Annotated in this window: 24 protein-coding genes and 2 tRNA genes; 12 read left to right on the top strand and 14 right to left on the bottom strand. The window is 62.1% G+C overall.

The window, feature by feature from the left end; all coding sequences use genetic code 11:
* Positions 1-13: 13 nt before the first annotated feature.
* Together sthA and ptrR are read right to left on the bottom strand one after the other, a co-directional pair.
* Complete coding sequence (sthA, locus tag IFT98_RS12775; RefSeq protein WP_049859964.1) at positions 14-1408, bottom strand: Si-specific NAD(P)(+) transhydrogenase; 1395 nt, start codon at positions 1406-1408, stop codon at positions 14-16.
* Positions 1409-1653: 245 nt separating this feature from the next.
* A complete protein-coding gene (gene ptrR, locus IFT98_RS12770; RefSeq protein WP_192049026.1) occupies positions 1654-2541 on the bottom strand; it encodes a putrescine utilization regulator PtrR in 888 nt (295 codons plus the stop codon).
* A gap of 100 nt (positions 2542-2641) precedes the next feature.
* Between ptrR and IFT98_RS12765 the strand changes: the two genes are divergently transcribed.
* From IFT98_RS12765 to IFT98_RS12750, 4 genes are all read left to right on the top strand, one after another.
* On the top strand, positions 2642-4015 hold the full coding sequence (locus IFT98_RS12765; protein ID WP_192049025.1) for an aldehyde dehydrogenase family protein: 1374 nt from the start codon (positions 2642-2644) through the stop codon (positions 4013-4015).
* Positions 4016-4083: 68 nt separating this feature from the next.
* Positions 4084-4950: a pirin family protein gene (locus IFT98_RS12760; protein WP_192049023.1), complete on the top strand. Its 867-nt coding sequence runs from the start codon at positions 4084-4086 to the stop codon at positions 4948-4950.
* A 111-nt stretch (positions 4951-5061) separates the two neighbouring features.
* Positions 5062-5529, top strand: coding sequence for an Lrp/AsnC family transcriptional regulator (locus tag IFT98_RS12755; protein WP_122477453.1), 468 nt, complete (start codon positions 5062-5064; stop codon positions 5527-5529).
* Positions 5530-5894: 365 nt separating this feature from the next.
* Complete coding sequence (locus tag IFT98_RS12750; RefSeq protein ID WP_192049021.1) at positions 5895-6413, top strand: DUF4880 domain-containing protein; 519 nt, start codon at positions 5895-5897, stop codon at positions 6411-6413.
* Positions 6414-6415: 2 nt separating this feature from the next.
* On the opposite strand, the gene IFT98_RS12745 is transcribed toward IFT98_RS12750, so the two are convergent.
* Positions 6416-8782, bottom strand: coding sequence for a DNA polymerase II (locus IFT98_RS12745; RefSeq protein ID WP_192049019.1), 2367 nt, complete (start codon positions 8780-8782; stop codon positions 6416-6418).
* A gap of 156 nt (positions 8783-8938) precedes the next feature.
* Here IFT98_RS12745 and IFT98_RS12740 point away from each other — a divergent pair, with 156 nt between their 5' ends.
* Entirely contained in the window at positions 8939-10834 is a 1896-nt protein-coding gene (locus tag IFT98_RS12740; RefSeq protein WP_192049017.1) for a DNA topoisomerase III, read from the top strand.
* A gap of 110 nt (positions 10835-10944) precedes the next feature.
* Positions 10945-11235 (top strand): YkgJ family cysteine cluster protein, encoded by a 291-nt coding sequence (locus tag IFT98_RS12735; RefSeq protein WP_244650962.1) that lies wholly within the window; start codon positions 10945-10947, stop codon positions 11233-11235.
* Between the two features lie 16 nt (positions 11236-11251).
* Here IFT98_RS12735 and IFT98_RS12730 read toward each other — a convergent pair whose 3' ends face one another.
* From IFT98_RS12730 to IFT98_RS12720, 3 genes are all read right to left on the bottom strand, one after another.
* The gene (locus IFT98_RS12730; RefSeq protein WP_192049015.1) at positions 11252-11929 is read right to left on the bottom strand and encodes an anti-sigma factor; all 678 of its coding nucleotides are present in this window, start codon (positions 11927-11929) and stop codon (positions 11252-11254) included.
* Between the two features lie 26 nt (positions 11930-11955).
* A complete protein-coding gene (locus IFT98_RS12725; protein ID WP_192049013.1) occupies positions 11956-12492 on the bottom strand; it encodes a sigma-70 family RNA polymerase sigma factor in 537 nt (178 codons plus the stop codon).
* A gap of 96 nt (positions 12493-12588) precedes the next feature.
* Positions 12589-13125, bottom strand: a complete 537-nt coding sequence (locus IFT98_RS12720) for a DUF3455 domain-containing protein (RefSeq protein ID WP_192049012.1) — start codon at positions 13123-13125, stop codon at positions 12589-12591.
* 190 nt (positions 13126-13315) lie between these two features.
* On the opposite strand from IFT98_RS12720, the gene IFT98_RS12715 reads away from it, so the two are divergent.
* Positions 13316-14233 carry a ZIP family metal transporter gene (locus IFT98_RS12715; protein WP_192049010.1) on the top strand — a complete coding sequence of 306 codons (918 nt, stop codon included), beginning with the start codon at positions 13316-13318 and terminating at the stop codon, positions 14231-14233.
* On the opposite strand, the gene IFT98_RS12710 is transcribed toward IFT98_RS12715, so the two are convergent.
* The 3 genes from IFT98_RS12710 to IFT98_RS12700 all read right to left on the bottom strand — a co-directional run bounded on the left by IFT98_RS12710 (position 14225) and on the right by IFT98_RS12700 (position 15729).
* Complete coding sequence (locus tag IFT98_RS12710) at positions 14225-15070, bottom strand: NAD-dependent protein deacetylase (protein WP_122797120.1); 846 nt, start codon at positions 15068-15070, stop codon at positions 14225-14227. The two genes, IFT98_RS12715 and IFT98_RS12710, sit on opposite strands and share 9 nt — an antisense overlap.
* 83 nt (positions 15071-15153) lie before the next feature.
* Entirely contained in the window at positions 15154-15375 is a 222-nt protein-coding gene (locus tag IFT98_RS12705; RefSeq protein ID WP_192049008.1) for a hypothetical protein, read from the bottom strand.
* A 90-nt stretch (positions 15376-15465) separates the two neighbouring features.
* Complete coding sequence (locus tag IFT98_RS12700; protein ID WP_192049006.1) at positions 15466-15729, bottom strand: hypothetical protein; 264 nt, start codon at positions 15727-15729, stop codon at positions 15466-15468.
* Positions 15730-15908: 179 nt separating this feature from the next.
* On the opposite strand from IFT98_RS12700, the gene IFT98_RS12695 reads away from it, so the two are divergent.
* Positions 15909-16769: a DHH family phosphoesterase gene (locus tag IFT98_RS12695; protein WP_192049004.1), complete on the top strand. Its 861-nt coding sequence runs from the start codon at positions 15909-15911 to the stop codon at positions 16767-16769.
* 11 nt (positions 16770-16780) lie between these two features.
* Positions 16781-17062: a hypothetical protein gene (locus tag IFT98_RS12690; RefSeq protein WP_446731008.1), complete on the top strand. Its 282-nt coding sequence runs from the start codon at positions 16781-16783 to the stop codon at positions 17060-17062.
* A gap of 16 nt (positions 17063-17078) precedes the next feature.
* Here the strand turns inward: IFT98_RS12690 and IFT98_RS12685 are convergent, their stop codons facing one another.
* Positions 17079-18299, bottom strand: a complete 1221-nt coding sequence (locus tag IFT98_RS12685) for a GGDEF domain-containing protein (protein WP_192049002.1) — start codon at positions 18297-18299, stop codon at positions 17079-17081.
* A 286-nt stretch (positions 18300-18585) separates the two neighbouring features.
* Between IFT98_RS12685 and IFT98_RS12680 the strand changes: the two genes are divergently transcribed.
* From IFT98_RS12680 to IFT98_RS12670, 3 genes are all read left to right on the top strand, one after another.
* Positions 18586-19101, top strand: coding sequence for a sigma-70 family RNA polymerase sigma factor (locus IFT98_RS12680; RefSeq protein WP_192049000.1), 516 nt, complete (start codon positions 18586-18588; stop codon positions 19099-19101).
* Entirely contained in the window at positions 19098-20054 is a 957-nt protein-coding gene (locus IFT98_RS12675; RefSeq protein ID WP_192048998.1) for a FecR domain-containing protein, read from the top strand. The genes IFT98_RS12680 and IFT98_RS12675 overlap by 4 nt, the downstream gene beginning before the upstream one ends.
* 148 nt (positions 20055-20202) lie before the next feature.
* The gene (locus IFT98_RS12670; RefSeq protein ID WP_446730832.1) at positions 20203-22569 is read left to right on the top strand and encodes a TonB-dependent siderophore receptor; all 2367 of its coding nucleotides are present in this window, start codon (positions 20203-20205) and stop codon (positions 22567-22569) included.
* A gap of 109 nt (positions 22570-22678) precedes the next feature.
* On the opposite strand, the gene IFT98_RS12665 is transcribed toward IFT98_RS12670, so the two are convergent.
* The 4 genes from IFT98_RS12665 to IFT98_RS12650 all read right to left on the bottom strand — a co-directional run bounded on the left by IFT98_RS12665 (position 22679) and on the right by IFT98_RS12650 (position 24279).
* Positions 22679-22861, bottom strand: a complete 183-nt coding sequence (locus IFT98_RS12665; protein WP_192048997.1) for a hypothetical protein — start codon at positions 22859-22861, stop codon at positions 22679-22681.
* An 83-nt stretch (positions 22862-22944) separates the two neighbouring features.
* On the bottom strand, positions 22945-23784 hold the full coding sequence (locus IFT98_RS12660) for an undecaprenyl-diphosphate phosphatase (RefSeq protein ID WP_192048995.1): 840 nt from the start codon (positions 23782-23784) through the stop codon (positions 22945-22947).
* A 307-nt stretch (positions 23785-24091) separates the two neighbouring features.
* Positions 24092-24165, bottom strand: a tRNA-Cys gene (locus tag IFT98_RS12655).
* Between the two features lie 38 nt (positions 24166-24203).
* Positions 24204-24279: transfer RNA gene (locus IFT98_RS12650), tRNA-Gly, on the bottom strand.
* Positions 24280-24290: the final 11 nt, after the last annotated feature.

Genomic DNA, 24290 nt, shown 5'->3' with positions numbered 1-24290 from the left:
CGGCCGGAGCCGCTCAAAAAAGCCGGTTGAGGCCGTCGTAGGCTGCAACCCGATAGGCTTCGGCCATGGTCGGGTAGTTGAAGGTGGTGTTGACGAAGTACTTCAGGGTATTGAGCTCGCCGGGCTGGTTCATGATCGCCTGTCCGATGTGCACGATCTCCGAGGCCTGGTCACCGAAGCAATGCACGCCCAGCACCTGCAGGGTTTCGCGATGGAAGAGAATCTTCAGCATGCCTACCGGCTCGCCGGAAATCTGTGCGCGGGCCATGCCCTTGAAGAATGCCTTGCCCACCTCGTATGGCACCTTGGCCTGGGTCAGTTCGTGCTCGTTCTTGCCGATCGAACTGATCTCGGGAATGGTGTAGATCCCGGTCGGCACGTCGTTGACGAAGCGCCAGCTGCCGTTGTCGACCACGCTGCCGGCTGCCGAGCGGCCCTGGTCGTGGGCAGCACTGGCCAGGCTCGGCCAGCCGATCACATCGCCTGCCCCATAGATCGTCGGCACCGAGGTGCGGTAGGCCTCGTCGACGCTGATCTGGCCGCGACCGTTGACTTTGATGCCAATGTTTTCCAGGCCCAGGCGGTCGGTGTTGCCGGTACGGCCGTTGCACCAGAGCAAGGCATCGGCCTTGATCTTCTTGCCGGACTTGAGGTGCAGCACGACGCCGTTCTCGAGGCCTTCGACTTTCTCGTATTCCTCGTTGTGCCTGACCATCACGTTGTTGTTGCTGAAGTGATAGCTCAAGCCTTGGGAAATTTCCGCGTCGAGGAAGCTGAGCAACTGCTCGCGGTTGTCGATCAACTCGACCAGCACGCCCAGGCCGCTGAAAATCGACGCGTACTCGCAACCGATGACGCCGGCGCCGTAGATGATCAATTTGCGCGGGGTATGGGTGATGCTCAGCACGGTATCGCTGTCGTAGATGCGCGAATGGCTGAAGTCAATGTCGGCGGGCCGGTAAGGCCGCGAACCGGTGGCAATAATGACGCTCTTGGCGATGAGCTTCTCTTGCGCACCATTGGCGCAGATCACTTCGACCGTCTGCTCGTCGGAGAAACTGCCGGTGCCGAAGAACACGTCGACGCGGTTGCGCGCGTAGTAGCTGGTGCGCGAAGCCACCTGTTTGGCGATCACCCGCTCGGCGCTCTTGAGCACGTCCGGGAACGAAAACCAGCGCGGTTCGCCAATGGCACGGAACATCGGGTTGGTATTGAACTGGATGATCTGCTTGACCGAATGGCGCAGGGCCTTGGAAGGAATGGTACCCAGGTGGGTGCAGTTGCCGCCGACCTGGCGCCGACTGTCGACCATGGCCACCTTGCGCCCGGCCTTGGCGGCGTTCATTGCCGCCCCTTCTCCGGCGGGGCCGGAACCCAGCACCACTACGTCGTAGTTGTAGACAGCCATGCGTACTCCTTCAAATCTGGCCGCGCGCCACGACGGCGCCAACGGCTGGCGTGCCCTCATCAGGCATCGAAAAACATGCGGTGCATTCTATAGCATGCACAGGCACCGCGAACATTTACCCTGGGTCGGCGCGTAGCCTATTTTCCGTGGCCGACAACGTCAACGTTTGCCTGCGACATTTCGCCACCCTGGGCCGTCGAAAACCCCTGCGCGTTGCGCGACCAGACCTGTGGAATGACAGGTACCTAGGTCCCGGCGACGGTAGAGGTCGCCAGGACGCTGTCGTCGAGCAATTCGAGCATCGCCGCCAGGTTTGCCGAGCCCGCGCCTCGACGCCAGATCAGCCAGGTGTGCAGCCAGCGAAACTTTTCGGCCAGGGTCCAGACACTGACGTTGCTGCTGCCGGGCATGCTTTCCAGCATGCTGCGCGGCATCAAGGCCAGGCCGGCGCCGGCACTGACGCAGGCGAGCATGCCGTGATAGGACTCCATTTCGAAGATCTTGCCGGGCGCCGCGCCGTCGGCGACGAACCAGTTTTCGAAGTGCCGACGGTAGGAGCAGTTGGCGCGAAAGGCATAAATGGTTTCGCCATTGACGTCCTGGGCTCGGGACACAGGCGCGTGACCGCGCGCGCTGACCAGCACCATTTCTTCGTCGTACACCACACGCCCATCGAGCAGCGGATGACGCAGCGGGCCGTCGACAAAGGCAGCGGCCAGCCGCCCGCCGAGCACGCTGTCGAGCATGTCGCCCGACGGTCCGGTGGACAGGTCCAGCTCGACCTTGGGATAACGATGATGGTACGCCGCCAGCAACGGTGGGATGCGCACGGCTGCCGTGCTTTCCAGCGAGCCTAGTGCGAACGAGCCTTGCGGCTCGGTACCCGACACTGCCTGGCGCGCTTCCTCGACCAGATCGAGGATGCGTCGCGTGTAGTCGAGAAAACTCCAGCCATTGGGCGACAGGCGCAAGCGCAGCTTTTCGCGGATGAACAGATCGACCCCCAGTTCGCTTTCCAGTTGCTTGATCCGCGTCGTGAGGTTGGAAGGCACCCTATGCACGCGCTGAGCGGCGGCGGCAATACTGCCTTCCTCGGCCACAGCGCGAAACAACTCCAATTGGGTCAGGTCCATACATTCTCCAAACGAGATGGTTTCGGTTATTATTATTCAGTTTTCATGATTTAACCATGCCCGTATCGTGGCTGACATCTTCCTTCGACAGGTGAACGTCATGACGCATGCCATCTCCAAGAACCCGGCCACCGGCGCCGAGCTGCAACGCTACCCCTTCGACAGCGAGGCGCAACTCGAGGACACCCTCGCCGGCAGTTTTGCCGCCTTTGAACAATGGCGCTACGTTGCGCTCGGTGAGCGCGCTGCAGCCATTGCACGCATGGCAGACGTGTTGCGCGAAATGAGTGAGCCGCTGGCGCAGATGATCACCCAGGAAATGGGCAAGCCCATCACCCAGGCGCGCGCCGAAGTCGAGAAATGCGCCGGACTGTGCCAGTGGTACGCCGAACACGGCCCGGCGATGCTCGCCGCCGAGGCCACCCAGGTGCCCGGCCAGAAAGCGCGCATCGAATACCGTCCGCTGGGCCCGGTGCTGGCGGTGATGCCGTGGAATTTCCCGCTCTGGCAAGTCTTGCGCGGAGCCGTACCGGTGATCCTGGCCGGCAATGGCTATTTGCTCAAGCACGCGCCGAACGTGATGGGCAGCGCCACGCTGCTGCGTGAGGCATTCGACCAGGCGGGCCTGCCCCATGGCCTGTTCGGTGTGCTCAACGTCGAGCCCGCTGGTGTATCGCGGGCCATTGCCGATCCGAGGGTTGCTGCCGTGACCGTGACCGGCAGCGTCGGTGCAGGCTCGGCGATTGCCGCACAAGCTGGTGCGGCATTGAAGAAGTGCGTACTGGAACTGGGCGGCTGCGACCCGTTCATCGTCCTGGCCGATGCCGACCTGGACGAAGCGGTCAACGCTGCCCTGCTCGGCCGCTTCCAGAACACCGGCCAAGTCTGCGCCGCCGCCAAGCGCCTGATCGTCGAATCCAGCATTCTGCCGGCCTTCACCGAGCGCTTCCTGGCCGCCACCCGTGCGCTGAAGGTCGGCGATCCGCAGCTCGACGACACCTACATCGGCCCGATGGCGCGTTACGATCTGCGCGACGAGCTGGATGGCCAGGTCCAGACCTCCATCGAGCAAGGTGCCGAACTGCTGCTGGGCGGGCACAAACTCCCCGGCGATGGCAATTTCTACGCACCGACGGTGCTTGGTAACGTCCAGCCCGGCATGACCGCCTTCGATCAGGAACTGTTCGGTCCCGTGGCATCCATCATTGAGGCGCGCGATGCACAGCATGCGCTGGCACTGGCCAATGACAGTGAGTTCGGGCTGTCGGCGACGTTATGGACGGCCGATGGCGAACTGATCGAGTACTTCACCGAGCGCCTGGAGACCGGTGCGATCTTCATCAACGGCTACGGTGCCTCGGATGCCCGCGTGGGCTTCGGTGGTATCAAGAAAAGCGGCTTCGGGCGCGAGCTGTCGCACTTCGGGGTGCGCGAGTTCTGCAACGCCCAGACGGTCTGGCTTGATCGCCGCTGAGCTATTCAGGCGGCGGGCTTGTGCGGCATAGTCATGCACCGCAGTGATTATCCGCACCCCGAGGCCCCATGACCCGAAACGTCCTCCAGCAGTTTCCCGCGCAGCGCGACGACATCGGTGACCTGATCACCCGTCGCCCGCTGCCGGGCCCCGGCATCGAGCAGCTCGATCCATTCCTGTTTCTCAATCACCACGGTCCGCAGACCTACCCACCCGACAACCAGGGCCTGCCGTTCGGACCGCATCCCCATCGTGGCTTCGAGACGGTCACGTTCATCCTTCAGGGCGAGCTGTCGCACCTGGACAGCGGCGGCCATGAAAGCATCATCGGCGCAGGTGGCGTGCAGTGGATGACGGCGGGTTCGGGGCTGGTGCATGCCGAGTTGTCGCCGCAGTCGTTCAAGCGTGAAGGCGGGCCGCTGGAGATCCTCCAGCTGTGGGTCAACCTGCCAGGGCGCTTGAAAATGACGCCTCCGGCCTATGTCGGCCTGCAAGGCGCGGACATCCCCACGATCACCGAGCCTCTGGCCGAGGTTCGCCTGATTTCCGGGGACTATGTTTCCCCTGGGCATGGCGCCAGGCGCGGACCGATCGAGTCCCTCACCGGCCTGTGCCTGATGACCGTACACCTGCAACCCGGCGCCCGCCTCTCGCTGCCGGCACCGCTGGGGGAAAACGTCTTTCTGTACGTCGTCGACGGCGAGGCCGAGATCGCCGGGGCCTCGCTGCAATGCCATCACCTGGTCAAACTCAGTGACACGCACGACACGGTAACGGTCGATGCCACTGGCCCAGCCACGCTGCTCTATGGCCACGGCGCGCCACTGGGCGAACCAGTGGCCAGCTACGGTCCGTTCGTGATGAATACTCGCGAGGAAATCCAGCAGGCGTTTGCCGATTATCAGGCGGGCAAGTTCGGTCATATTGCAGGCTGAGCGTGCCGCGTTGCCTTGGGCCAATCGGCGCTGGTGACTGGAGCAAATCGTCAGAAACGAGCCATACTCTGCATGAAGTCGACCCGATAACCACAAGAACCGGACTCATTCATGCAAACCAGCCTCAGCCCGATCGATCGGCGCATCCTGCGCCTGCTCCAGCACGACGCGGACCTCTCGGCGGCCCAGGTCGCCGAACGTGTGGAGCTGTCCCAGTCACCCTGCTGGCGACGCATCCACCGCATGCAGGAAGAAGGGCTGATCGAGCGCAAGGTTGCCCTGCTCAACCCGAAAAAACTCGGCCTGAGCATGACCATCTTCGTCAGCATCAAGCTGTCCGGGCACGGCCGGCGGCACCTGACCGAATTCGAGGAAGCCATCATCGGCTACCCGCAGGTGCTCGAGTGCTACACGATGGCAGGCGGCATGGATTTCATGCTCAAGGTGGTGGCCAAGGACATAGCCAGCTACGAGCGTTTTTTGCGCGACCATCTGCTGCAGAAGCCCCATGTGCAGGAAGCCTACTCGAACATTGCCATGAGCGAAGTCAAGCGCACCACCGAGCTGCCGCTGGAGTGAGGGATGGGCACACAAGAAAAACAAGAAACCACAGACAAATCATTTGACATGCAAATGATAACGATTATTATTGAGCTCAACCGGTCGAGAGATCGGTTGGATAATCCGAAGGGCCTTAGGTCGGACCTTCAGATTATCTCCTCATCAGGCTAATCACGGTTTTTGACCCGGCTTTTTGCCGGGTCTTTTTTTTGCTCTTCAGGCTAATGAAGAGTGTTGCACGCCGTCGGCTTCGAACTTCACCGACTTGAAGGCGCCACTGCAAAGATGGCGGGCATGATATCAAAAGAACATCGGAAAACGGAAGTCCGAACTCTCTTTCTCTCTACAGATGACCAGGTTTCGCGCAAAAGGAGGTGTCACCGATGACCCCACTGCTCACGCCCTCGCATGATCTGTCAGACCTCATCAACGGCCAGCCACACCCGGACCGTCTCTATCGACGGGTGCAAAGCCTGCCCAGGCGGACTCGGCAAGTCCTGCTCTACAGCCGTCTCGACGAACTCCCCTACCTCGCCATCGCCCAGCGCCTGCACACGACACTTGCCGACATCGAAGCCAGAATGCAGGACGCACTGCGTGCCTGCTGCAAACCAGCCCTGACAGGCCAGAGCATGGCCATTCACTGGTACGTCAAGCTGCAGAGCCCATTGACCACCGCCAGCGAGCGCATCGACTTCCGCCGCTGGCTGGACAGCGACGGCGCACATCTGGCCGCCTTTCATGCCACCGAGCTGCACTGGCGCCAACTGCTCGCCCCAGCGACGCTGCTGGGCCACGACCGCTGGCATCACAAGGCACGCCAGGGGCTGGGGTTGCGGGGCTGGATGACAGCTGGCCTGGCCATGGCGCTGGCCATGGAGCTCATCAGCCAGAGCCTCTGAGCCTACTGGAACAGACCAAGCTGGCCGCCGATCAGCGTATTGAAATCGTCGTTGACGAACGGCAGGATCGCATCGGCAACAGGCTGCAGCTGTCGGCTCAGGTAATGGTCGTAGTCGATGGCTGAATGTCGCGCTTCCAGAGGCTCGGGCCCCGCCACCGTCATCACATAGCTGATCCAGCCGCCGCGCTGATATTGCAGGGGCCGCCCCGTAGAGCGGTTGTGTTCATCGGCGATACGCGCGGCTCGAACGTGAGGCGGCACGTTACGCTGATAGTCGCGCAAGGGTCTGCGCAGTCGCTTGCGGTAGACCAGCAAGTCGTCCAGCTCACCCGCCAGGGTTCGTTTCACGTAATCGCGGACATACGCCTGATAGCCTTGATACTGGAAGATTCTCGAGTAAAGCGCCTTCTGGAACTCACGGGCCAGCGGCGACCAGTCGGTGCGTACGCTTTCCAGCCCCTTGTAGACCATCTCGTCCTGACCGTCGGAGCGCCTGACCAATCCCGCGTAGCGCTTCTTGCTGCCCTCTTCCGCGCCACGAATGGTCGGCATCAGGAAACGCCGGAAATGGGTCTCGAACTGCAGTTCCAAAGCGCTGCTGAGTCCATGTTCACGCTGAAGATGCTGACCCCACCAAAGGTTGACCTCGGCCACCAGTTCCTTGCCGACGCGGCTGGCCTCGGCTTCGTCGTGGGCGCTGTTGAGCCAGACGAACGTCGAGTCGGTGTCGCCGTAGATCACCTGGTAACCGCGCGCCTCGATGAGCTCGCGGGTACGGCGCATGATCTCGTGGCCGCGCAGGGTGATCGACGATGCCAGGCGTGTGTCGAAAAAGCGACAGCCACTGGACCCCAGCACGCCGTAGAACGCGTTCATGATGATCTTCAGCGCCTGCGACAACGGCGCGTTGCCCTGCGCCTTGGCCGTCTCGCGGCCATCCCAGACGCTGGCGACGATGGCCGGCAGGCAATGCCGGGTACGTGAAAAGCGCGCGCCGCGAAAACCTTCGACCGAGTGTTGATCGTCGGGGTTGGCCAGACCCTCCGCCAGACCTACCGGGTCGATAAGGAACGTGCGGATGATCGACGGATACAGGCTCTTGTAGTCCAGCACCAGCACCGACTCGTACAGGCCGGGTCGCGATTCCATGACGAAGCCGCCTGGGCTGGCCTCGGGCGGGCGTTGGCCGGTATTGGGCGCCACGAACCCCTGACGATGCATCGCCGGCAGATACAGATGAGTGAAGGCCGCAATCGAGCCACCGCTGCGGTCCGCCGGCAGGCCTGTGACGCTGGCGCGTTCGAGCAGGAAGGTGAGCAGTTGGGTCTTGGCGAAGATCCGCGTGACCAGGACGCAATCCTTGATGTTGTAGCGCGCCAGGGCCGGTTTGTCCTCGGCGAACATGCGGTTGATTTCGTCCATGCGCTGGTACGGCGTGGATATGTCCTTGCCCTCGCCCAGCAGCGTCCGCGACACGTTTTCGAGACTGAAGGAGGGAAAGCTCCAGGTCGCGGAACGAAGCGCCTCGACTCCGTCGATGATCAGCCGACCTGGCGCGCCGGCGAAATAGTGATCGTTGCCACTGCCGTGTTCGCGCCAGGTCATCTCTGCGCCCCCGCGGCCCAACAGCAAGGGCACGTTGAGGCGCCTGGCGTGTTCGTGCAGGACGCGCAGGTCGAACTGAACGACGTTCCAGCCGATGATTACGTCCGGGTCGTGTTCGGCGAACCAGGCATTGAGGCTTTGCAGCAGTTCCACCCGGCTTTGCCGGTAATGCAGGGCAAAATCCAGGGTGCGCGCATCGCCATTGGGCGGCCCGAGCATGAACACGTCACGTTGGCCGCAGCCCTCGATGCCGATGCAGTACAGCTCGCCCTGGGCGGTGGTTTCTATGTCCAGCGACGCCAGCCGTAGCTGTGGACGGTAGGCCGACGCCGGCTTGAGCCTGGCCTCATGGTATTGGCCGTCGGCTTGCAGTTGACCATCGAAGACCACGGCCGCCGTGATGAAGCGCTCCATCAGGTAGCGCTCCGGTGGACGAATGTCGGCCTCGTAGACCGTTATGCCGGCTTGCCTGAGCAGTGTTTCCAGCCGTTGCAACTGGCCGTAATGCCGGCAATACAGGCCTGACACGGGCTGCTGGTCGAAATCGCGCAGCGTCAGCGGCTTGAGCTGTATGCCGGCCTCGTCCTCGAGCAGACGCCGGGCCTGTTCCTGCTGCCCCGTGGGCAGGAAGGCGACCGAGGGCTGGGGCGGCAGGCGTACCAGCCGCGGCCCGGCATCGGTCGCCAGCCATAGCTCGACCTCAGTGCCTTCGGCGGTGTCGCGCCAATGTCGGGTCAGGATGAAACCCTGTTGTGGGGTCACGGCGGCGGGCCTTTGACGAAGAAAGTAGGGGCGGCGACTGCAGGCCGAGCTCATATGAGGCAACATCATAAACTGTACATCCATACACATAAAGCTTGCCTGTCTTGACACGTCTGGCATGCTACGGCTCTGCACAGCTTCTTCATCAGGGTACCTATGCGGCTGTTTCTCTGCGAAAAACCTTCCCAGGCAAAAGACATCGCCAAGGTGCTGGGCGCCACGCGCCGCGGCGATGGCTGCTGGATCGGCAATGCCGTCACGGTGACCTGGTGCATCGGGCACCTGCTGGAAACCGCGCCGCCCGATGCCTACGACGCGCGCTACAAGCGCTGGGTGCTGGCGGATCTGCCGATCATCCCGCAGCAATGGAAAATGCAGGTGAAACGCAAGACGGCCAGCCAGTTCAAGGCGGTCAAGCGCTTGTTGGGTGAAGCCCAGGCACTGGTGATCGCAACGGACGCCGACCGCGAAGGTGAAATGATCGCCCGCGAGCTCGTCGATCACTGTCGCTACCGTGGTCCGGTGCAGCGCCTGTGGCTGTCGGCGCTGGACGACGCCTCGATTCGCAAGGCCCTGGCGGCTCTCAAGCCGGGCGCCGAGACATTCTCCCTTTATCACAGCGCCCTGGGACGTTCGCGTGCCGACTGGTTGATCGGCATGAACATGAGCCGTCTGTTCACCCTGCTCGGGCGTCAGGCCGGTTACCAGGGCGTGTTGCCCGTGGGGCGAGTTCAAACCCCGACCCTGCGGCTGGTGGTGGACCGTGACCGAAGCATCGCCGATTTCGTCCCTGCCGCCTATTGGGCCATCGATGTGCAACTGCTCGGCGAACAAACCGAGTTCTCGGCGCAGTGGATACCGCCAGCGGACAGCTGTGACGACCAAGGGCGCTGCCTCAACCAGGCGCTGGCGCAGCAGGCTGCTGCAGCGATCAGCCAGGCAGCCCAAGCAACGCTGAGCAAACTGCGTACCGAGCGCGTGAGGGAAGCCGCTCCCCTGCCCTTCGACCTGGGCACCCTGCAGGAGGTCTGCTCGAAGAAGCTCGGGCTGGGGGCGCAGGAAACCCTGGACGTGGCGCAGTCGCTGTATGAAACCCACAAGGTCATCACCTATCCACGCAGCGACTGCGGCTACCTGCCGGTCAGCCAGCACGGTGATGCCGGGGCGATCATTGCAGCCCTGGGCCGCGCCGACCCAGGGCTGGCAGCGTTGCTTCCCCACCTCGATGCGCAGCGGCGCTCACGCGCATGGAACGACGCCAAGGTCGGCGCCCACCACGGCATCATTCCCACCACCGTCGCCGCTACGTCCGACAAACTGCAGGGCAAGTACCGCGCGGTGTATACCCTGATCCGCGCCCGCTACCTGGCGCAGTTTCTGCCCAACCACGAATACGACCGCACCCAGGCCGACTTCGACTGCAGCGGCCGGGCGTTGCGCGCGGTCGGCAAGCAGGTGGTCGAACCCGGGTGGAAACGCGCCATACCGCAGGCGCTCGGCGCTACCAAGGGTCGCGAGGCGCCGGCTCCGCAGCCATTGCCGCGGCTGACCGAGGGCCAGACCTGTGTGGTACGCGATGTGAAGCTCAAGGACCTGTGGACCCAACCACCCAAGCCCTTCACGGAAGGTGATCTGATCAAGGCGATGAAAAACGTCGCCAAGCTGGTCGAAGATCCGCGCCTGAAGCAGAAACTCAAGGACACCACCGGGATCGGCACCGAGGCCACCCGTGCGGGCATCATCCAGGGCCTGCTGGACCGAGGCTACCTGACCAAACAGGGCAAGGCTCTGGCCGCAGCACCCGCCGCCTTCAGTTTGATCGACGCGGTACCTCGAGCCATCGCCGACCCAGGCACCACTGCCATCTGGGAGCAGGCGCTGGACATGGTGCAGAGCGGTGAGATGTCGCTGGAAACCTTCGTCGCCAAACAATCGGCGTGGATGAGCAAGTTGGTGGAGCGTTGCGCCGGGTTGCGCATGGTCATCAGCGGTCCTGCGCCCAAAGGCGCGACGCCGTGGAAAAACAAGCGCAAGCCTTCCAAAGCGGCCTGACCTGCAATCCGTCGCCTGAAGCCTGAAGGTGCACGGCTTGCTTTGTGAAACGGCGCAACTACCGGTACGCTGCGCCGATCATTTCCTGCCAGGCACTGCCCTTGATTGCGCTGCATGACATCGCTGCAACCAGCGACATCGACCCTTCCATCAGCTGTGACCGCTGCGCCGCCAAGTGCTGTCGTCTGGAAGTCATGCTGATCACCGACACCGGCGTACCGGAGCGTTTCATCGAGGTGGATGAATGGGGCTCGGAAACCATGTCGCGCCTGGACGACGGGTGGTGCGCCGCACTGGACCGACGCTCCATGAGCTGCAGTATCTACCTGAATCGCCCGTTGATCTGTCGCGAGTTCGACATGGGCGGGCCGGACTGCCAAGAAGAGCGGATGCGCCCGTAGGCAGCCCGATCACGAGTCAGATCACCTTGACCGCACGGCCGATGAACTGGATGGGGCCGGTTGGTCTGCCTGTCGTCGAGCCTGACTTGGGTTCCAGGGTCAATTCAAACAACTGGTTGTTCTCCAGCGGCGGAAGCTTGTCCAGGGCCACATGCACGCTCTGCCCCGGTTCCACCAGACCCAGCGAGACGGGGCCTTGCCAGCTGTCGGCCTTGGTCCAGAACTGCAGGGCGCGGTCGGCCGGCACCGGCGCATCGTTCAATGGAATCAGCTGGACTTCCCTCGAGTCACTGGCCTGCACCACCCAACCCGGCGCCTTGTCCTGCGGCGCGATGAGCACGACGACATAGGCTGGACCCGACACTGGCGCGCGGACATTGAACAACAAGGCGCCCAGTACCAGCGTCGCCGCCAGCCCGGCGCCCGCCAACCCGCGCCAGACACCCAGGCGATTCCACCAAATCGGGATCGGCTGCGCGCCTGCGCCGTCGAGGCTGCGCTGGATCCGTGGCCACAGCGTCGCCGGCGTCTGCACAGGCGTGACGCGTTCAGCCAGTGGCAACAGGCGCGCTTCCCATGCATCGACGGCCGCGCGCAGTTCGAGGTCAGTGGGCAGTCGCCGTTCGACTTCTCCCCGCCGCGCTGCATCGAGCGTTCCCAGCACGTACTCGCTGGCCAGTTCTTCAGTATTCATGGGTTCTACCGTCTCGCTTCGTTCGCTCATCCCATGCACTCACGCACTGATGCCAGGCTGCGCTTGATCCACGCCTTGACCGTGCCCAGCGGCGTCTCCAGCCGCTGGGCGATCTCGGCATGGGTATAACCATCCAGATAGGCGTGGTACAGGCACTGACGCCGCTGCGGCTCGAGCTGCTCCAGACACCCGTCAATCCGCGCACTGCCCAGTGCCGCATCGGCCGTCTCGTCGGTGAACAGCGACTGCAGATCGTCCTCGTTCAGCGCACGCAACCGGGCACTGCTGCGAATGTGGTTGAGCGCAAGATGCCGCGTGATGGTGAACATCCACCCACGTGCCGAACCGCGTTGCGCGTCGAAACTGGCGGCTTGCGTCCAGATCCGCAGGAACGCATCGTGGACTATGTCCTCGGCCAGCGCTCGATCGCCGACGATACGCAAGGCCACGGCCAACAGGCGCCCGCCTTCGCGCTGATACAAGCCGTGCAGTGCCTGGCGATCGCCACGGGCACAGTTCTGCAGGGCAACTTCGTAATCGAATGGATTTTCCGGCAAGGACAAGAAAGACCGCCATGGCAAGTGGAAGAATGAAGCTCGCTCGGCAGTGTAGACCAGACGCGCAGACTTGCCGTTCCGCGCGCCGCGTCTATACGACTTTTACTTGGCGGACCAGAAGATGTAGTCGGCCTGGTATTTGACGATTTCTTTCTGACCCTTCTGCGCAGCAGTGCAGGCGCTGGTGGGGGCTACGCCGCCCTTGAGCGCGGTGCGCTGGATGTAGGTCACGCCCTGCATGGCACCCTTGCCTTCGACCGGGTTGGCCTTGACCAACTGGTAAGGCAGATTGCCGTCACCGGCGGGTGCGACAGCGACCTGGGTGCCGGTTACCTTGGAGCCGTCAGCCGACTGCCAAGTGGCGGGCGGACCGAAATAAGTGCCTACTTGCTTGCCGGAACGATCATTGAGAACGGCCTTGGGGCCGACGAACGTCCACTCGGTCTGGCCGGCGGCATTGGCCTTGTCACGGCATTCATAAGTGATTTCGCCCATGCCGACGGTTTCCATCGCGACCTTGTTGCCTGCCGGAACCTGAACCGGAGCTGGCAGATCCATCTGCGCATGGGCAGTGGTGGCCAGTGCAAAGGTGGCGGCAAAGAGGACGTTGGTCAGGCAGAAACGGTGTGTGCTGTTCATCTCGTAAGCTCCATAAGAGTGATCGAACCGGCAGCGCCTTGTGTAGCTGCTGTAGGTACTACTCATCAGCCAGGCATTTGGATGCAGCAGTTAAAAAAGAATTTTCCTACGGCGCCCATTCACATGCAGCGCAACCCCTGCCGCTTATTCGGGTCCATGCTTAAGCCCGCAGCAATTTCCAGAGAGCCCTATGCCTTCCAACACCGCCACCAGCGACAGCTGGCCACAGCGTTTTCGCGACAAACCCTGGTTATGGACCCTCACCGGCCTGCTTCTGGCCGTCAGTGCGGTGGTCATGGTATGGAGCATCGTCAATGCCCTGCTGCACGCCGACCGTCAACATGCCTGGTACGCACTGCTGGGCGGTACCGGTGGCTTTGCAGCAACGGCCCTGGGCGCATTGATCGCCCTGGCACTGAGGGAAATATCCTCCAAGGTACAGGACGTGATGCTTGGCTTCGCCGGCGGCATGATGCTGGCGGCCAGTACCTTCTCGCTGTTGCTGCCAGGCCTGGCAGCCGCCAATACCCACACAGACAGCCCCGCCGTCGCCGCCTTGGTGGTGATCCTCGGCCTGGGGCTTGGCGTGGGCTTGATGCTGGCCCTGGACAAGGTCATTCCCCACGAGCATGAAAACGCGGGCAGACACGGCCCGAACTCCGAACGAATTCACCGGGTGTGGCTGTTCGTTCTGGCCATTACCTTGCACAACCTGCCTGAAGGCATGGCCATCGGCGTGAGCCTGTCCGACGGCAACCTTGCGGTCGGCATCCCGCTGACCAGCGCAATCCTGTTGCAGGACATTCCCGAAGGTCTGGCCGTGGCCATGTCGCTGCGGGCGACGGGGCTGAGCGCGGGCAAGGCTGCCTTGGTGGCGATGGGTTCAGGTCTGATGGAGCCGCTGGGCGCGATGGTGGGCCTTGGGCTGTCGAGCGGTTTCGCGCTGTCCTACCCGATCAGCATGGGACTGGCTGCAGGCGCCATGATTTTCGTGGTGTCTCACGAAGTGATTCCGGAGACCCACCGCAATGGTCACCAGACCCCGGCAACGCTGGGCCTGATGCTGGGGTTCGCGGTCATGATGTTCATGGACACCGCCTTAGGTTGACGACTGACTGCCTTGGACCAGCCTTTGCGCGATCTGGGGCAGGACCTGCTCGCACGGCTGCGTGACCTTGATGCTGAGCAGTCCATCGGCGCGGGTGCGGCCCATGTTGATCGCCAGGAGGCGTTTGCCCTGGCGAGACATCTCCTGACACAGGCGAAAGCTCGAGTAGGCCATCAGTGATGAGCCGACGATCAGCATGCCTGGCGCTGCCTCTACCGCCTTCCAGGCCGCCTGGGCATGCTCCGGTTCGACGCCTCCGCCAAAGAACACGACATCGGGCTTGAGCAGGTCGCTGCCGCAGCAAGGACAATGGGGCATGCGGAAGGCTTCCAGAAAGCGTGCTGCCAATTGCGCGTCGCCGTCAGGCGCAAGTACCGCATGCACGTCCTGCAGGTAGGGGTTCTGTTCTTCGAGCAGCGACTGCACATCATCGCGCCGCAGTCGCATGCCACAGTCCAGACAGACCACCCGATGCAGGTTGCCATGCAGTTCGACCACGTTGCGGCTGCCCGCTGCGTCGTGCAGCCCATCGACGTTCTGGGTGATCACGCCGCTGATCAGGCCTTGTGCCTGCAATGCGGCCAGCGCCTGGTGAGCAGGGTTTGGCGTGGCCTGGTGCACACCCCGCCAGCCCACCATAGCGCGCGCCCAGTACCGCTTGCGCGTAGCGGCGCTGGCGATGAAGTCCTGATGCATGATGGGTGCGCTGCCACGCCGGACCCCGTCGGTATCGCGATAATCGGGAATGCCGGACGCGGTGCTGATGCCTGCCCCGGTCAGTACCAGATAAGGCGCCTGCACCATCTGCTGGTAGAGGGCATCGGCGAGTTCGACCATGGCTGCAAGTACCTCGGGTTGGCGTCATCTCAGGGTTCGATGTCTGCATGCAGACGGCCACGCGGCCATGCAAAAGCGAAGGTTCAGGGTTGCGGGGCAGTGGCCTGGTCCATCAGCTCGTCGACTGCCTTGGCACACTGGACGCGATAGTCGGCAGGCAGCAGGCAAAGCTGCGGGCTGCCCAGCAGCCTGAGCTTCGCCGCTTCGGCAACCGCGCGCATGTCGACCCCACGCACCGAAAATTCCTCTAGCAACGCCTGGATAGCATGCAGACGCTGATCCGGGCTGGACGTTGAAATCGACATGGTTCTTTCCACCATAAAGTGCCCCAATGAAATGCCCTGCTCCAAGACCGCTTCCAGGTGCCTCCCCAACCGGATAGGCACCCGACCCGCTCAGCGTGCAGAGGTCGTCGCACGCATTGGTACGACATTGGGAGCAACGCCAGGGCCATCTGCGCTGTCCTGATGCCACTGCGCACCGCCGCGCGCGTGCGCCTGCCACGACTTGAAAACAGCCTGCTGTTGCTTCAGAGCGGCTTCCCATTGTTCAGTGCCGATCTGCTGCCGTGCGACCAGTGCCATGAGCCCGGCATTGCAGGCATCCAGCTCCAGCAGCAGGGCATGAGTCTGATAACGGTATTCGTACATTCCATCCATGTGCAGCGTCCTTGTTCGGTCCGTTCCAATGACAATGACTGCCGGCTTCGCCGAAATACTTAGCCGTGGCGATGGACGGTCGCCCGAGCACGGACTGTCTGGCGTTGGCAATCACGCGCCGGGCCCTGCAATCGCTTAGAATGCTCGACCTGCACTACCCGTCGATTCCGGAGCCTTACATGACCGCAGCCCCCACCACTACGCTTTGCATCTACCACGGAAACTGTGCCGACGGCTTCGGCGCAGCCTGGGTAGTGCGCAAGGCACTTGGGCCTGACGTCGAATTTCATGCCGCCGGACACGGTCAGCCGCCACCCGATGTCACCGGCAGGCGTGTGCTCATCGTCGACTTTGCCTACGACTACGAAACACTCATGGCGATGGCGGCTCAAGCTGTTTCGATCCTCGTGCTCGATCACCACAAGACTGCCCAGGCCGACCTGCTCAAAGTACCGCCGGCTCCAGCCTTCGGCGAACATGCAGAAGGTGGCAATGTGCATGCGCTTTTCGACATGAGTCGCTCGGGCGCAGGCCTGGCCTGGGACTACTTCTTCGCCGGCCAGCCGCGCCCTGCCCTGATCGATCACATCGAGGACCGCGACCTGTGGCGGTTCAACCTGCCGGGTACGCGCGAAGTGCTGTCCAATCTGTTCAGTTATCCGCAGGACTTTGTAGTGTGGGATGCGCTGCTGGCTGCGCCCGTGGAGACGCTGCTGGCGGACGGCATTGCGATCGAGCGGCAGCGGCAGAAGACCGTGGCCGATCTACTGCGCGCCACCGCGCGTCGAATGTCGATCGGCGGCCACGACGTGCCAGTGGCCAACATACCCTCACTGTTTGCCAGCGATGCCGGCAACATCATGACCCAGGGCGAGCCGTTTGCCGCCTGCTACTCGGACGGCCCCAAAGGTCGCTCGTTTTCGCTGCGCAGCACCGATGAAGGCATGGATGTCTCGGAAGTTGCCAAACAGTTCGGCGGTGGCGGTCATCGCAATGCGTCGGGCTTCCGCGTACCGTACGGCCACGAATTGACGCGCTAGGCGCAGGTGGAATGACCACCGACAACCCCTATTTTGCTGGAGAGCGTCACATGCCGCAGGAACGACTGGATCTACTGAAACTGCCCAAAGACGTCCGGGGCTCGGTCAATGGCCTGGTCCGCGCGTTGAATGCCGCCAGCACCAAGGCGGATGTGGAGCGCGAGGGCGCGCTCGAGATTGCCTTGATCCTGGGACTCGAACAGTCGCGCAAACTCAAGCCGGCCGATATCGAAGCGCTTTACATGATTTTCGATGACGCCAAGGAGGCACGACTGCAAGCGTTGCAGAATTGAGCCTTCAGGTGGCCCTTCAAGCCGCAGCGCTGCCTTCGAAAGGGGCCTGACGCAGGCAGTTGCGCCCGGCGTTCTTGGCGGCATACAGGGCCTTGTCGGCAGCCCCTATCAGGTTGTGCGCCGAGACATAGGGCGCGATGCCCATCGCTATGCCCACGCTGATGGTTACCCGCGCTCCAGCACCCAGGGCCGGATGGGCAAGCCCCAGGTCCGCCACCGCCGTGCACAGGTCCTGCCCCAACTGCCTGGCCTGCTGGCTGTCGGCCCCCACCAGCAGCACCAGCATCTCCTCGCCACCGAAACGGAACGACATGGCGTTGGACTGCCTGGACAACTCCTTGATGGTTGCACTGACCTGCTTGAGACAGCTGTCCCCCTGCAGGTGGCCATAGCTGTCGTTGTAGAGCTTGAAGTGATCGATATCGATGAGGATTGCCGTCACACAGGTCGCTTCGGTAACCGCTGCCTGCCACAGTTGGGCAGTTACATCACCCTGATGCCGCCGGTTGAACAGTTGAGTCAGTGGGTCGGTGCGAGCCATCTCGGTGAGCTGCACTTCCAGCAGGCGCCCGCGCAAGGCGAATAGATAGCTGAGTCGGCTCGCACGCTCGAGGAAATACGAAGCCATCAGCAACAGTACCACCGTGGAGCCGTACAAGAAGGCATTGGCGCGCCACGTCACCGGGTCCATGAATCCCGCGATGTGAGTGGTCAGCAACTGGATGCCGAGCATGCTGGCCATGGCAGCGACCGCGAAGCGAAACGGTAACTGTTGAATCATCGTGCAATACACCATCAGCAGCAGCATGCCTAACTGATAGTGCAGGCGATAGGGACTGTCGCTGTAGATCATCACCACCAGCGGCATCAGCGAGGATAATACCGTGGCCAGCGCCGAGACCGTCTCCAGCGCTCGACGCGAGGTCAGGCGCTGGGCCAACAGCAGGATTGCAACGATCATGGGAGTGATCAGCAGCAGGCGCCCTACAGCGACATAGGCGAACACATCTTCGAGGGCCAGCCAGTCGCTAATCAGGAACAGGTTGTAGATGACTGCCCCGCAGATGCCTGTGGACGTCAGGAACTGCAACCGCTGACGTTGGGTATCGGCCTCGTAGCGACGCTCCAGTTCACGGTCGAACGTCAGACCACCCACGCCACTTGCGATGGCCTGCTCAACCAATGCCATGGTGTGCGGTTCGGGGGAATGAGCCGGTTGAGCTTGAACGGCTTGCATGAGGCACCGGAAAATATGATTCAGAATTTTACTAGACTGCCCAATGATATCTTAGTGCCATTATTGTGGGGCAATAGTTTGGCGCCAATGGAATGAACGGTCGTCATGACGTATCAGCGGTATCGGCTGGACAGTCTTTCTCCCCTGCACCGCCCGCTGCTCTGGCCAGGAAACGACTTTGCCGGATGAGGGAATCAAAACCGATGATTCAAATAGCAGGTTTCCAACCGTCGGCCATCAGATGATAATGCGAGCCTTTATCATCTGATGATCCACGGGATCCTGCATGCACCTTTCGGACACCGGCCCAGGCTTGGAACGACTCTATCAGGATCACCATTCCTGGCTCCGAGCGTGGTTGTATGGCCGATTGCGCAACACCGCCGATGCCGCCGATCTGGCGCAGGACACCTTCGTGCGCCTGCTGCAGCGCCGCACCCTGCAAACCATGGAGCAGCCGCGTGCCTATCTCCGAACCGTGGCACGTGGTCTGGTCATCGACCTGTGGCGGCGTCGGGATATTGAAAGAGCCTGGCTGGAGACGGTAGCGGAACTGCCTTGCGAACAGGCGCCCTCGCCTGAAACGGGACTTCTGGTGATCGAGGCGCTGGTGGCCATCGACTGCCTCCTGGACAACCTGCGCCCCATCGTGCGTCGTGCTTTCCTGCTTGCGCAGCTCGAGGGCTTGAAGTGTCCCGCCATTGCCCGAGAGCTTGGGGTGTCCGTGCCAAGCGTGGAGCGTTACATCGCCCAGGCGCTGCGGGCTTGCTACACCGCGAACTTCGCGCAGGAAACACGGTGAGCACGCCATGCAGCCTGGTGTCGCCGCAGATACTCGACGCGGCCATCGACTGGTCGCTCAAGATCAGCTTCAACACAGCCGACGCAGCAACCCACGACGCCTTCCAGCGCTGGCTGGCGGCCGACGCCCGGCATGCCCTGGCCTGGCAACGGCTGCAGGGTCTCAACCAGCCCTTCGCGCGGCTGCCCGCCAGTACCGCCATGAGCGCCCTGAACCGACTACCCACCGAACGCCTGCAGCGACGTCAATTGCTCAAGCTGCTCGTGCTGGGTTCATGTACCGCCGCGATTGGCTGCGGCACCCAACGATACGCGCCGTGGCAACGCCTGCTCGCCAACTACAGCACCCACACGGGGGAATACCGCCGCTGGACACTCCCCAGTGGCACCCTGCTCGAACTCAACACCGACAGCGCGGTGAAAACCGACGTCGAAGGCGCGCAACGCTTCACGCTGTTGCGCGGCGAGATCAGTGCGACAACAGGGGGCAGCGGCACGCCCCTGCAGTTGACCACGCCGCACTGCCGGGTAAATGCGCTTCATGCACGCTTCGAGGCCAGGCTGTTCGGCGACCACACGTGCCTGACAGTCGCCGAGGGCACCGTCAGCCTGGAGGCGAGTGCCGGGCACGCAGCGCTCGAGATGCTCGCAGGCGAGCAGTGGCTGGTCAGCCAGTCAGCGGCGCGGCGCACACCCGGGCCTGATAGCGACCACGGTGCCTGGCGCGACGGTATGCTGATCGTTCGCAACCTGCCATTGGCACGGGTGCTCGGCGAACTGTCGCGCTACCGGGTCGGTTACCTGAACTGGGAGCAACGCGTTGCCGCGCTGCCTGTCAGCGGTAACTTCAGTACCTTACACGCCGATCAGTCGGTGGCGCTGATTGCCCGTGCGCATGGTCTGCACGTGCGAAAGATCACCCGCTATTGGTCCCACGTCGGCAAGGCAGCGTGAAACAACGTGGCGCCGTGATGGGATTTCGAATCTGGGACGGCATAGCTCATTGAATGCCTCACTCAATCCGTTCGAGATCCTCAAAGTGACCCAGCGCCTCCCGTCTCGCCTCCGCCCTCGCCTGTTAGGTCGAACCGTCTTCCCTGCCGTGCTCTGCTGGAGCCTTGCCGGTATCGCCGCATCTGCGGTGCAGGCAGCCGACCTGCAGCAGATCGATATCCAGCCAGGCAGCCTGGACAGCGCCCTGACCGAACTCAGCCGCAGCACCGGTGTGACCATCGTGTTCGATCCGCAACTTCTGGACAGCAAGCGCAGCGCTGGCCTGCACGGCCGATTCAGTACTGACCAAGCCCTCGAGGAGCTTCTGGGTGCCAGCGGGATCGGCGCCGTCAGACAGGGCGATGGTTTCGTCCTGATTGCCCTGACGACCGCCGGTGTCGGGCTCGACCTGGCGCCCACCCAGATCACCGGCAACCAGCTGGGCAATATCACCGAAGGCACCGGCTCCTACACCCCCGGCCTGATCGCCACGGCCACGCGGCTGGTACTCAGCCCCAGGCAGACACCGCAATCGGTCACCGTCGTCACCCGCCAGCACATGGATGACTTCGCGCTGGACAATGTCGACGACGTGATGCGGCACACCCCAGGCATTACCGTCTCGGCCTATGACAGCGATCGCTCCAACTACTACGCCCGCGGTTTCTCGATCAACAACTTTCAGTACGATGGCATTCCATCTGCGGTGCGCAATGTCGGCTATTCGGCCGGCAACTCGCTCAGCGACATGGCGGTCTACGACCGCATCGAAGTGCTCAAGGGGTCGCCCGGCCTGCTGGTCGGTGCAGGCTCGCTGGGTGCCACGATCAACCTGATCCGCAAGAAGCCCACCACCGATTTCCAGGGGCATCTGAGCCTGGGCGCGGGCTCATGGGACAACTACCGCAGCGAAGTCGACGTCAGCGGATCGCTGACGCCGACCGGCAACGTACGCGGGCGTGCCGTGGCGGCCTATCAAGACAAGAATTCCTTCATGGACCGCTACAGCAGCCAGGCCGAGGTGTACTACGGCATTCTCGAGTTCGACCTTTCCCCGGATACCTTGCTGACCGTGGGCGGCGACTACCAGGACAACGATCCGCGCGGCTCGACCTGGTCTGGCAGCTTCCCTTTGCTCAACGCCGCTGGCGAGCGCAACGACGTCAAGCGCTCCTTCAGCAATGCCGCCGACTGGAGCAGCTGGAAACAATACACGCGCACGGTATTCGCGATGCTGGAGCACCAGTTCGGCGATGGTTGGGTAACCAAGTTGCAACTGGACCACAAGATCAACGGCTATGACGCACAACTGGGCTCGATCCAGGGCGATACCCCAGCCGCCGACGGCACGGCTCGGCTCAATGGCCAGCGCTACCGTGGCGAAACCAGCAGCGATTCAGCCGATGCCTATGTCAGCGGTCCCTTCCAGCTCCTGGGCCGCGAACACGAGGTGGTACTCGGCGGTTCGATCAGCAAGGCGCATTGGGATGGCAAGGGCTTCTGGGACGTGACCTATCCCAACGGCAACCAGCTCGACTTTTTCAACTGGCACGGCAACGTCGACAAACCGGCCTGGGGTACCGCGCAGCAGATCAGCGACGATGTCGTTCGGCAGACCGGCGTCTACCTGACCACGCGCTTGAACGCGACCGACGATCTGCATTTCATTCTCGGCGGGCGCCTGGTCAACTACACCGTGACAGGCAATACCGACACCTATCGCGAAAGCGGCCGACTGATCCCTTATGCAGGGGTGGTCTACGACCTGGACGAACAGTTGTCGGTGTATGCCAGCTACACCGACATCTTCATGGCGCAGGATTCCTACAACCTGGATCGAAACCGCAAGTTGCTCGAGCCCGACGAAGGCGAGAACTACGAAGTAGGGATCAAGGGCGAATTTTTCGAAGGCCGGCTGAACGCCAGCCTGGCCTACTTTCAAGTCAAGGAAAGCAATCGGTCAGTGCCCGATGACGACTACAACAACCTTACGCCCACGCCTTCCAACTACGCGTTCAAGGGTACCGATGCGCAAACCAAGGGCTTTGAACTCGAAGTCTCCGGCCAACTTGCGCAAGGCTGGCAAATGCAGGCCGGCTTTACCCACAAAGTGGTACGCGACGACAGCGGCGTGAAAATCTCGACGTTCGAGCCGGAAAACCAGTTCACCTTGTTCACTACCTACAACCTGCCCGGTGCGCTCGACCAGTGGACAGTAGGCGGCGGTGGACGCTGGCAGAGCAAGGCGTGGCAGGAGATCTGGAATTCGCCACGCAATACCTACGAGACATTTGCCCAGAAGCAATACTGGGTGGTGGACCTCATGACCAAGTATCAGATCACCCCGGCGTTATCGACCACGGTCAATCTCAACAACCTGTTCGACAAGTACTACTACACCAACATCGGCTTCTATAACTCGGCCGTCTATGGCGAGCCCCGGAATGTGATGATCACCACCCGATGGGATTTCTGACAAGTGCCTGCGCCGTTTTGAATGCGCGGGTTGTTCGATGAACTGTTGGCAGCCTGCCTTCGGGCGTTCGAGCGAAGTCTCTGCTCGCGCCGAAGCAGGCCGCCGCCGCTCAGGTAGCTCGACGCCTGCGCAGGGCACCTGTGATCAGCAAGACCATGCCGGGCACAAACAGCCCGATTGCTGTCCATCCGAACGCTTCCTGACCCGATGCGCCAAGCGCGGCAAAGAGGCAGCCCACTGCAATAAATGGGGCAGCGGTGATGTAGAAAGGCTTTTCGGCATTCTTGCCCATAACGGATCCTCCTGATTTCTTTCCATTGAAGCACATAGCTTTGCCAGCTTGAAGCGAGGGCGCATCCTGCGCGCCGCAACGCGTCACACTGCGCTGAGCGCGCCCACGCTCAGAAGCCCGATGACGCCCAGGCCAAGTGCGATGCGGTAGTACACAAATGGCATGTAGCTCTTGGTCGAAACCAATTTCAGGAAGACCACGATCACCCCGTAGCCGACGACAAACGCAATGATCGTAGCCAGCAATGTTGGGCCGCCGGAAAAAGTGCTGGATTCACCCCAGCTGCGGTACAACTGGTAGAAGCCCGAAGCAATCACCGCCGGCACTGCCAGCAGGAATGAATAACGCGCTGCAGCCTCACGCGTGTAGCCCATGATCAGCCCGGCGGTGATGGTGCCGCCTGAGCGTGATACGCCCGGAATCAGGGCCAGCGCCTGGGCAAAGCCGAAAACCAGGCCATGGGTCCAGGTCAGTTGATCGAGTTTGCGCTCCTTGCGTCCCATCTTGTCCGCTGCGGCCAAGATCAGCGCGAACACGATGAGCATGGTTGCCGTCAGGTAAAGATTGCGCAGGCTTCCCTCGATGTAGTCCTTGAACAGCAGCCCAAGGATCGAGATAGGCAAGGTGCCGATGATGATCAGCCAGCCCATTCTGGCGTCCGGATGGCTGCGGTAAGAGGCGTCGCCAAGCGACTTGATCCAAGCCATGGCAATGCGCAGGATGTCCTTTCGAAAGTACAGCAGCACTGCAGCCTCGGTACCCAGTTGAGTGATAGCGGTGAATGCAGCGCCTGGGTCACCGCCAGAGGGTAACAATGGTCCGATAATGCGCAGGTGCGCGCTGGAGGATACCGGCAAGAATTCGGTCAGTCCCTGGACCAGCCCCAGAATGATGGCTTCCAGCCAAATACCTAATTCACTCATGCCTCAGCAGCTCCCAATTTGTTTCATCAGTTGGTCTGCCGCACATGGCAACACACAGGATAGATTGGCAGTAACTGACCTCTGAATCGGATAAAGATTCTCGAGTGCCAGCAATGATTTGAATTCGATGCTTGAGGCCAAGCCTCTGCGGCGCGAAATCGCCAAGAACATCTACCGACGAGTCAACGCAATCGCGAAGCTGTCGAAGAATAGTTTTTGAACACATCCCCAGAAGTTCTGGAACACATGCCTTTTCGACCGCACAAAGAAAAACCCCGCAGACGTTAATCTGCGGGGTTCTCGATGATGGAGGCCGAGGTCGGAATCGAACCGGCGTAGGCGGATTTGCAATCCGCAGCATAACCACTTTGCTACTCGGCCCCAAACGTGAAGCAAGAAACTGCTGCACGCAAACAAACTGGAGCGGGAAACGAGACTCGAACTCGCGACCCCGACCTTGGCAAGGTCGTGCTCTACCAACTGAGCTATTCCCGCATCGTGTTGAC

Origin of the sequence: Pseudomonas sp. CFBP 8770 (assembly GCF_014841705.1) — a bacterium.
GTDB lineage: Bacteria > Pseudomonadota > Gammaproteobacteria > Pseudomonadales > Pseudomonadaceae > Aquipseudomonas.
This window is presented reverse-complemented; position numbering and strand designations above follow the sequence as displayed.

Bases quoted from the DNA above. Each gene is read 5' to 3' on its own strand.
- IFT98_RS12705 (WP_192049008.1), bottom strand. From the start codon at position 15,375: ATGTCGATTTCAACGTCCAGCCCGGATCAGCGTCTGCATGCTATCCAG.
- IFT98_RS12695 (WP_192049004.1), top strand. From the start codon at position 15,909: ATGACCGCAGCCCCCACCACTACGCTTTGCATCTACCACGGAAACTGT.
- sthA (WP_049859964.1), bottom strand. From the start codon at position 1,408: ATGGCTGTCTACAACTACGACGTAGTGGTGCTGGGTTCCGGCCCCGCC.
- IFT98_RS12765 (WP_192049025.1), top strand. From the start codon at position 2,642: ATGACGCATGCCATCTCCAAGAACCCGGCCACCGGCGCCGAGCTGCAA.
- IFT98_RS12720 (WP_192049012.1), bottom strand. From the start codon at position 13,125: ATGAACAGCACACACCGTTTCTGCCTGACCAACGTCCTCTTTGCCGCC.
- IFT98_RS12740 (WP_192049017.1), top strand. From the start codon at position 8,939: ATGCGGCTGTTTCTCTGCGAAAAACCTTCCCAGGCAAAAGACATCGCC.
- IFT98_RS12660 (WP_192048995.1), bottom strand. From the start codon at position 23,784: ATGAGTGAATTAGGTATTTGGCTGGAAGCCATCATTCTGGGGCTGGTC.
- IFT98_RS12685 (WP_192049002.1), bottom strand. From the start codon at position 18,299: ATGCAAGCCGTTCAAGCTCAACCGGCTCATTCCCCCGAACCGCACACC.
- IFT98_RS12690 (WP_446731008.1), top strand. From the start codon at position 16,781: ATGACCACCGACAACCCCTATTTTGCTGGAGAGCGTCACATGCCGCAG.
- IFT98_RS12715 (WP_192049010.1), top strand. From the start codon at position 13,316: ATGCCTTCCAACACCGCCACCAGCGACAGCTGGCCACAGCGTTTTCGC.
- IFT98_RS12755 (WP_122477453.1), top strand. From the start codon at position 5,062: ATGCAAACCAGCCTCAGCCCGATCGATCGGCGCATCCTGCGCCTGCTC.
- ptrR (WP_192049026.1), bottom strand. From the start codon at position 2,541: ATGGACCTGACCCAATTGGAGTTGTTTCGCGCTGTGGCCGAGGAAGGC.
- IFT98_RS12730 (WP_192049015.1), bottom strand. From the start codon at position 11,929: ATGAATACTGAAGAACTGGCCAGCGAGTACGTGCTGGGAACGCTCGAT.
- IFT98_RS12700 (WP_192049006.1), bottom strand. From the start codon at position 15,729: ATGGATGGAATGTACGAATACCGTTATCAGACTCATGCCCTGCTGCTG.
- IFT98_RS12750 (WP_192049021.1), top strand. From the start codon at position 5,895: ATGACCCCACTGCTCACGCCCTCGCATGATCTGTCAGACCTCATCAAC.
- IFT98_RS12680 (WP_192049000.1), top strand. From the start codon at position 18,586: ATGCACCTTTCGGACACCGGCCCAGGCTTGGAACGACTCTATCAGGAT.
- IFT98_RS12710 (WP_122797120.1), bottom strand. From the start codon at position 15,070: ATGGTCGAACTCGCCGATGCCCTCTACCAGCAGATGGTGCAGGCGCCT.
- IFT98_RS12665 (WP_192048997.1), bottom strand. From the start codon at position 22,861: ATGGGCAAGAATGCCGAAAAGCCTTTCTACATCACCGCTGCCCCATTT.
- IFT98_RS12760 (WP_192049023.1), top strand. From the start codon at position 4,084: ATGACCCGAAACGTCCTCCAGCAGTTTCCCGCGCAGCGCGACGACATC.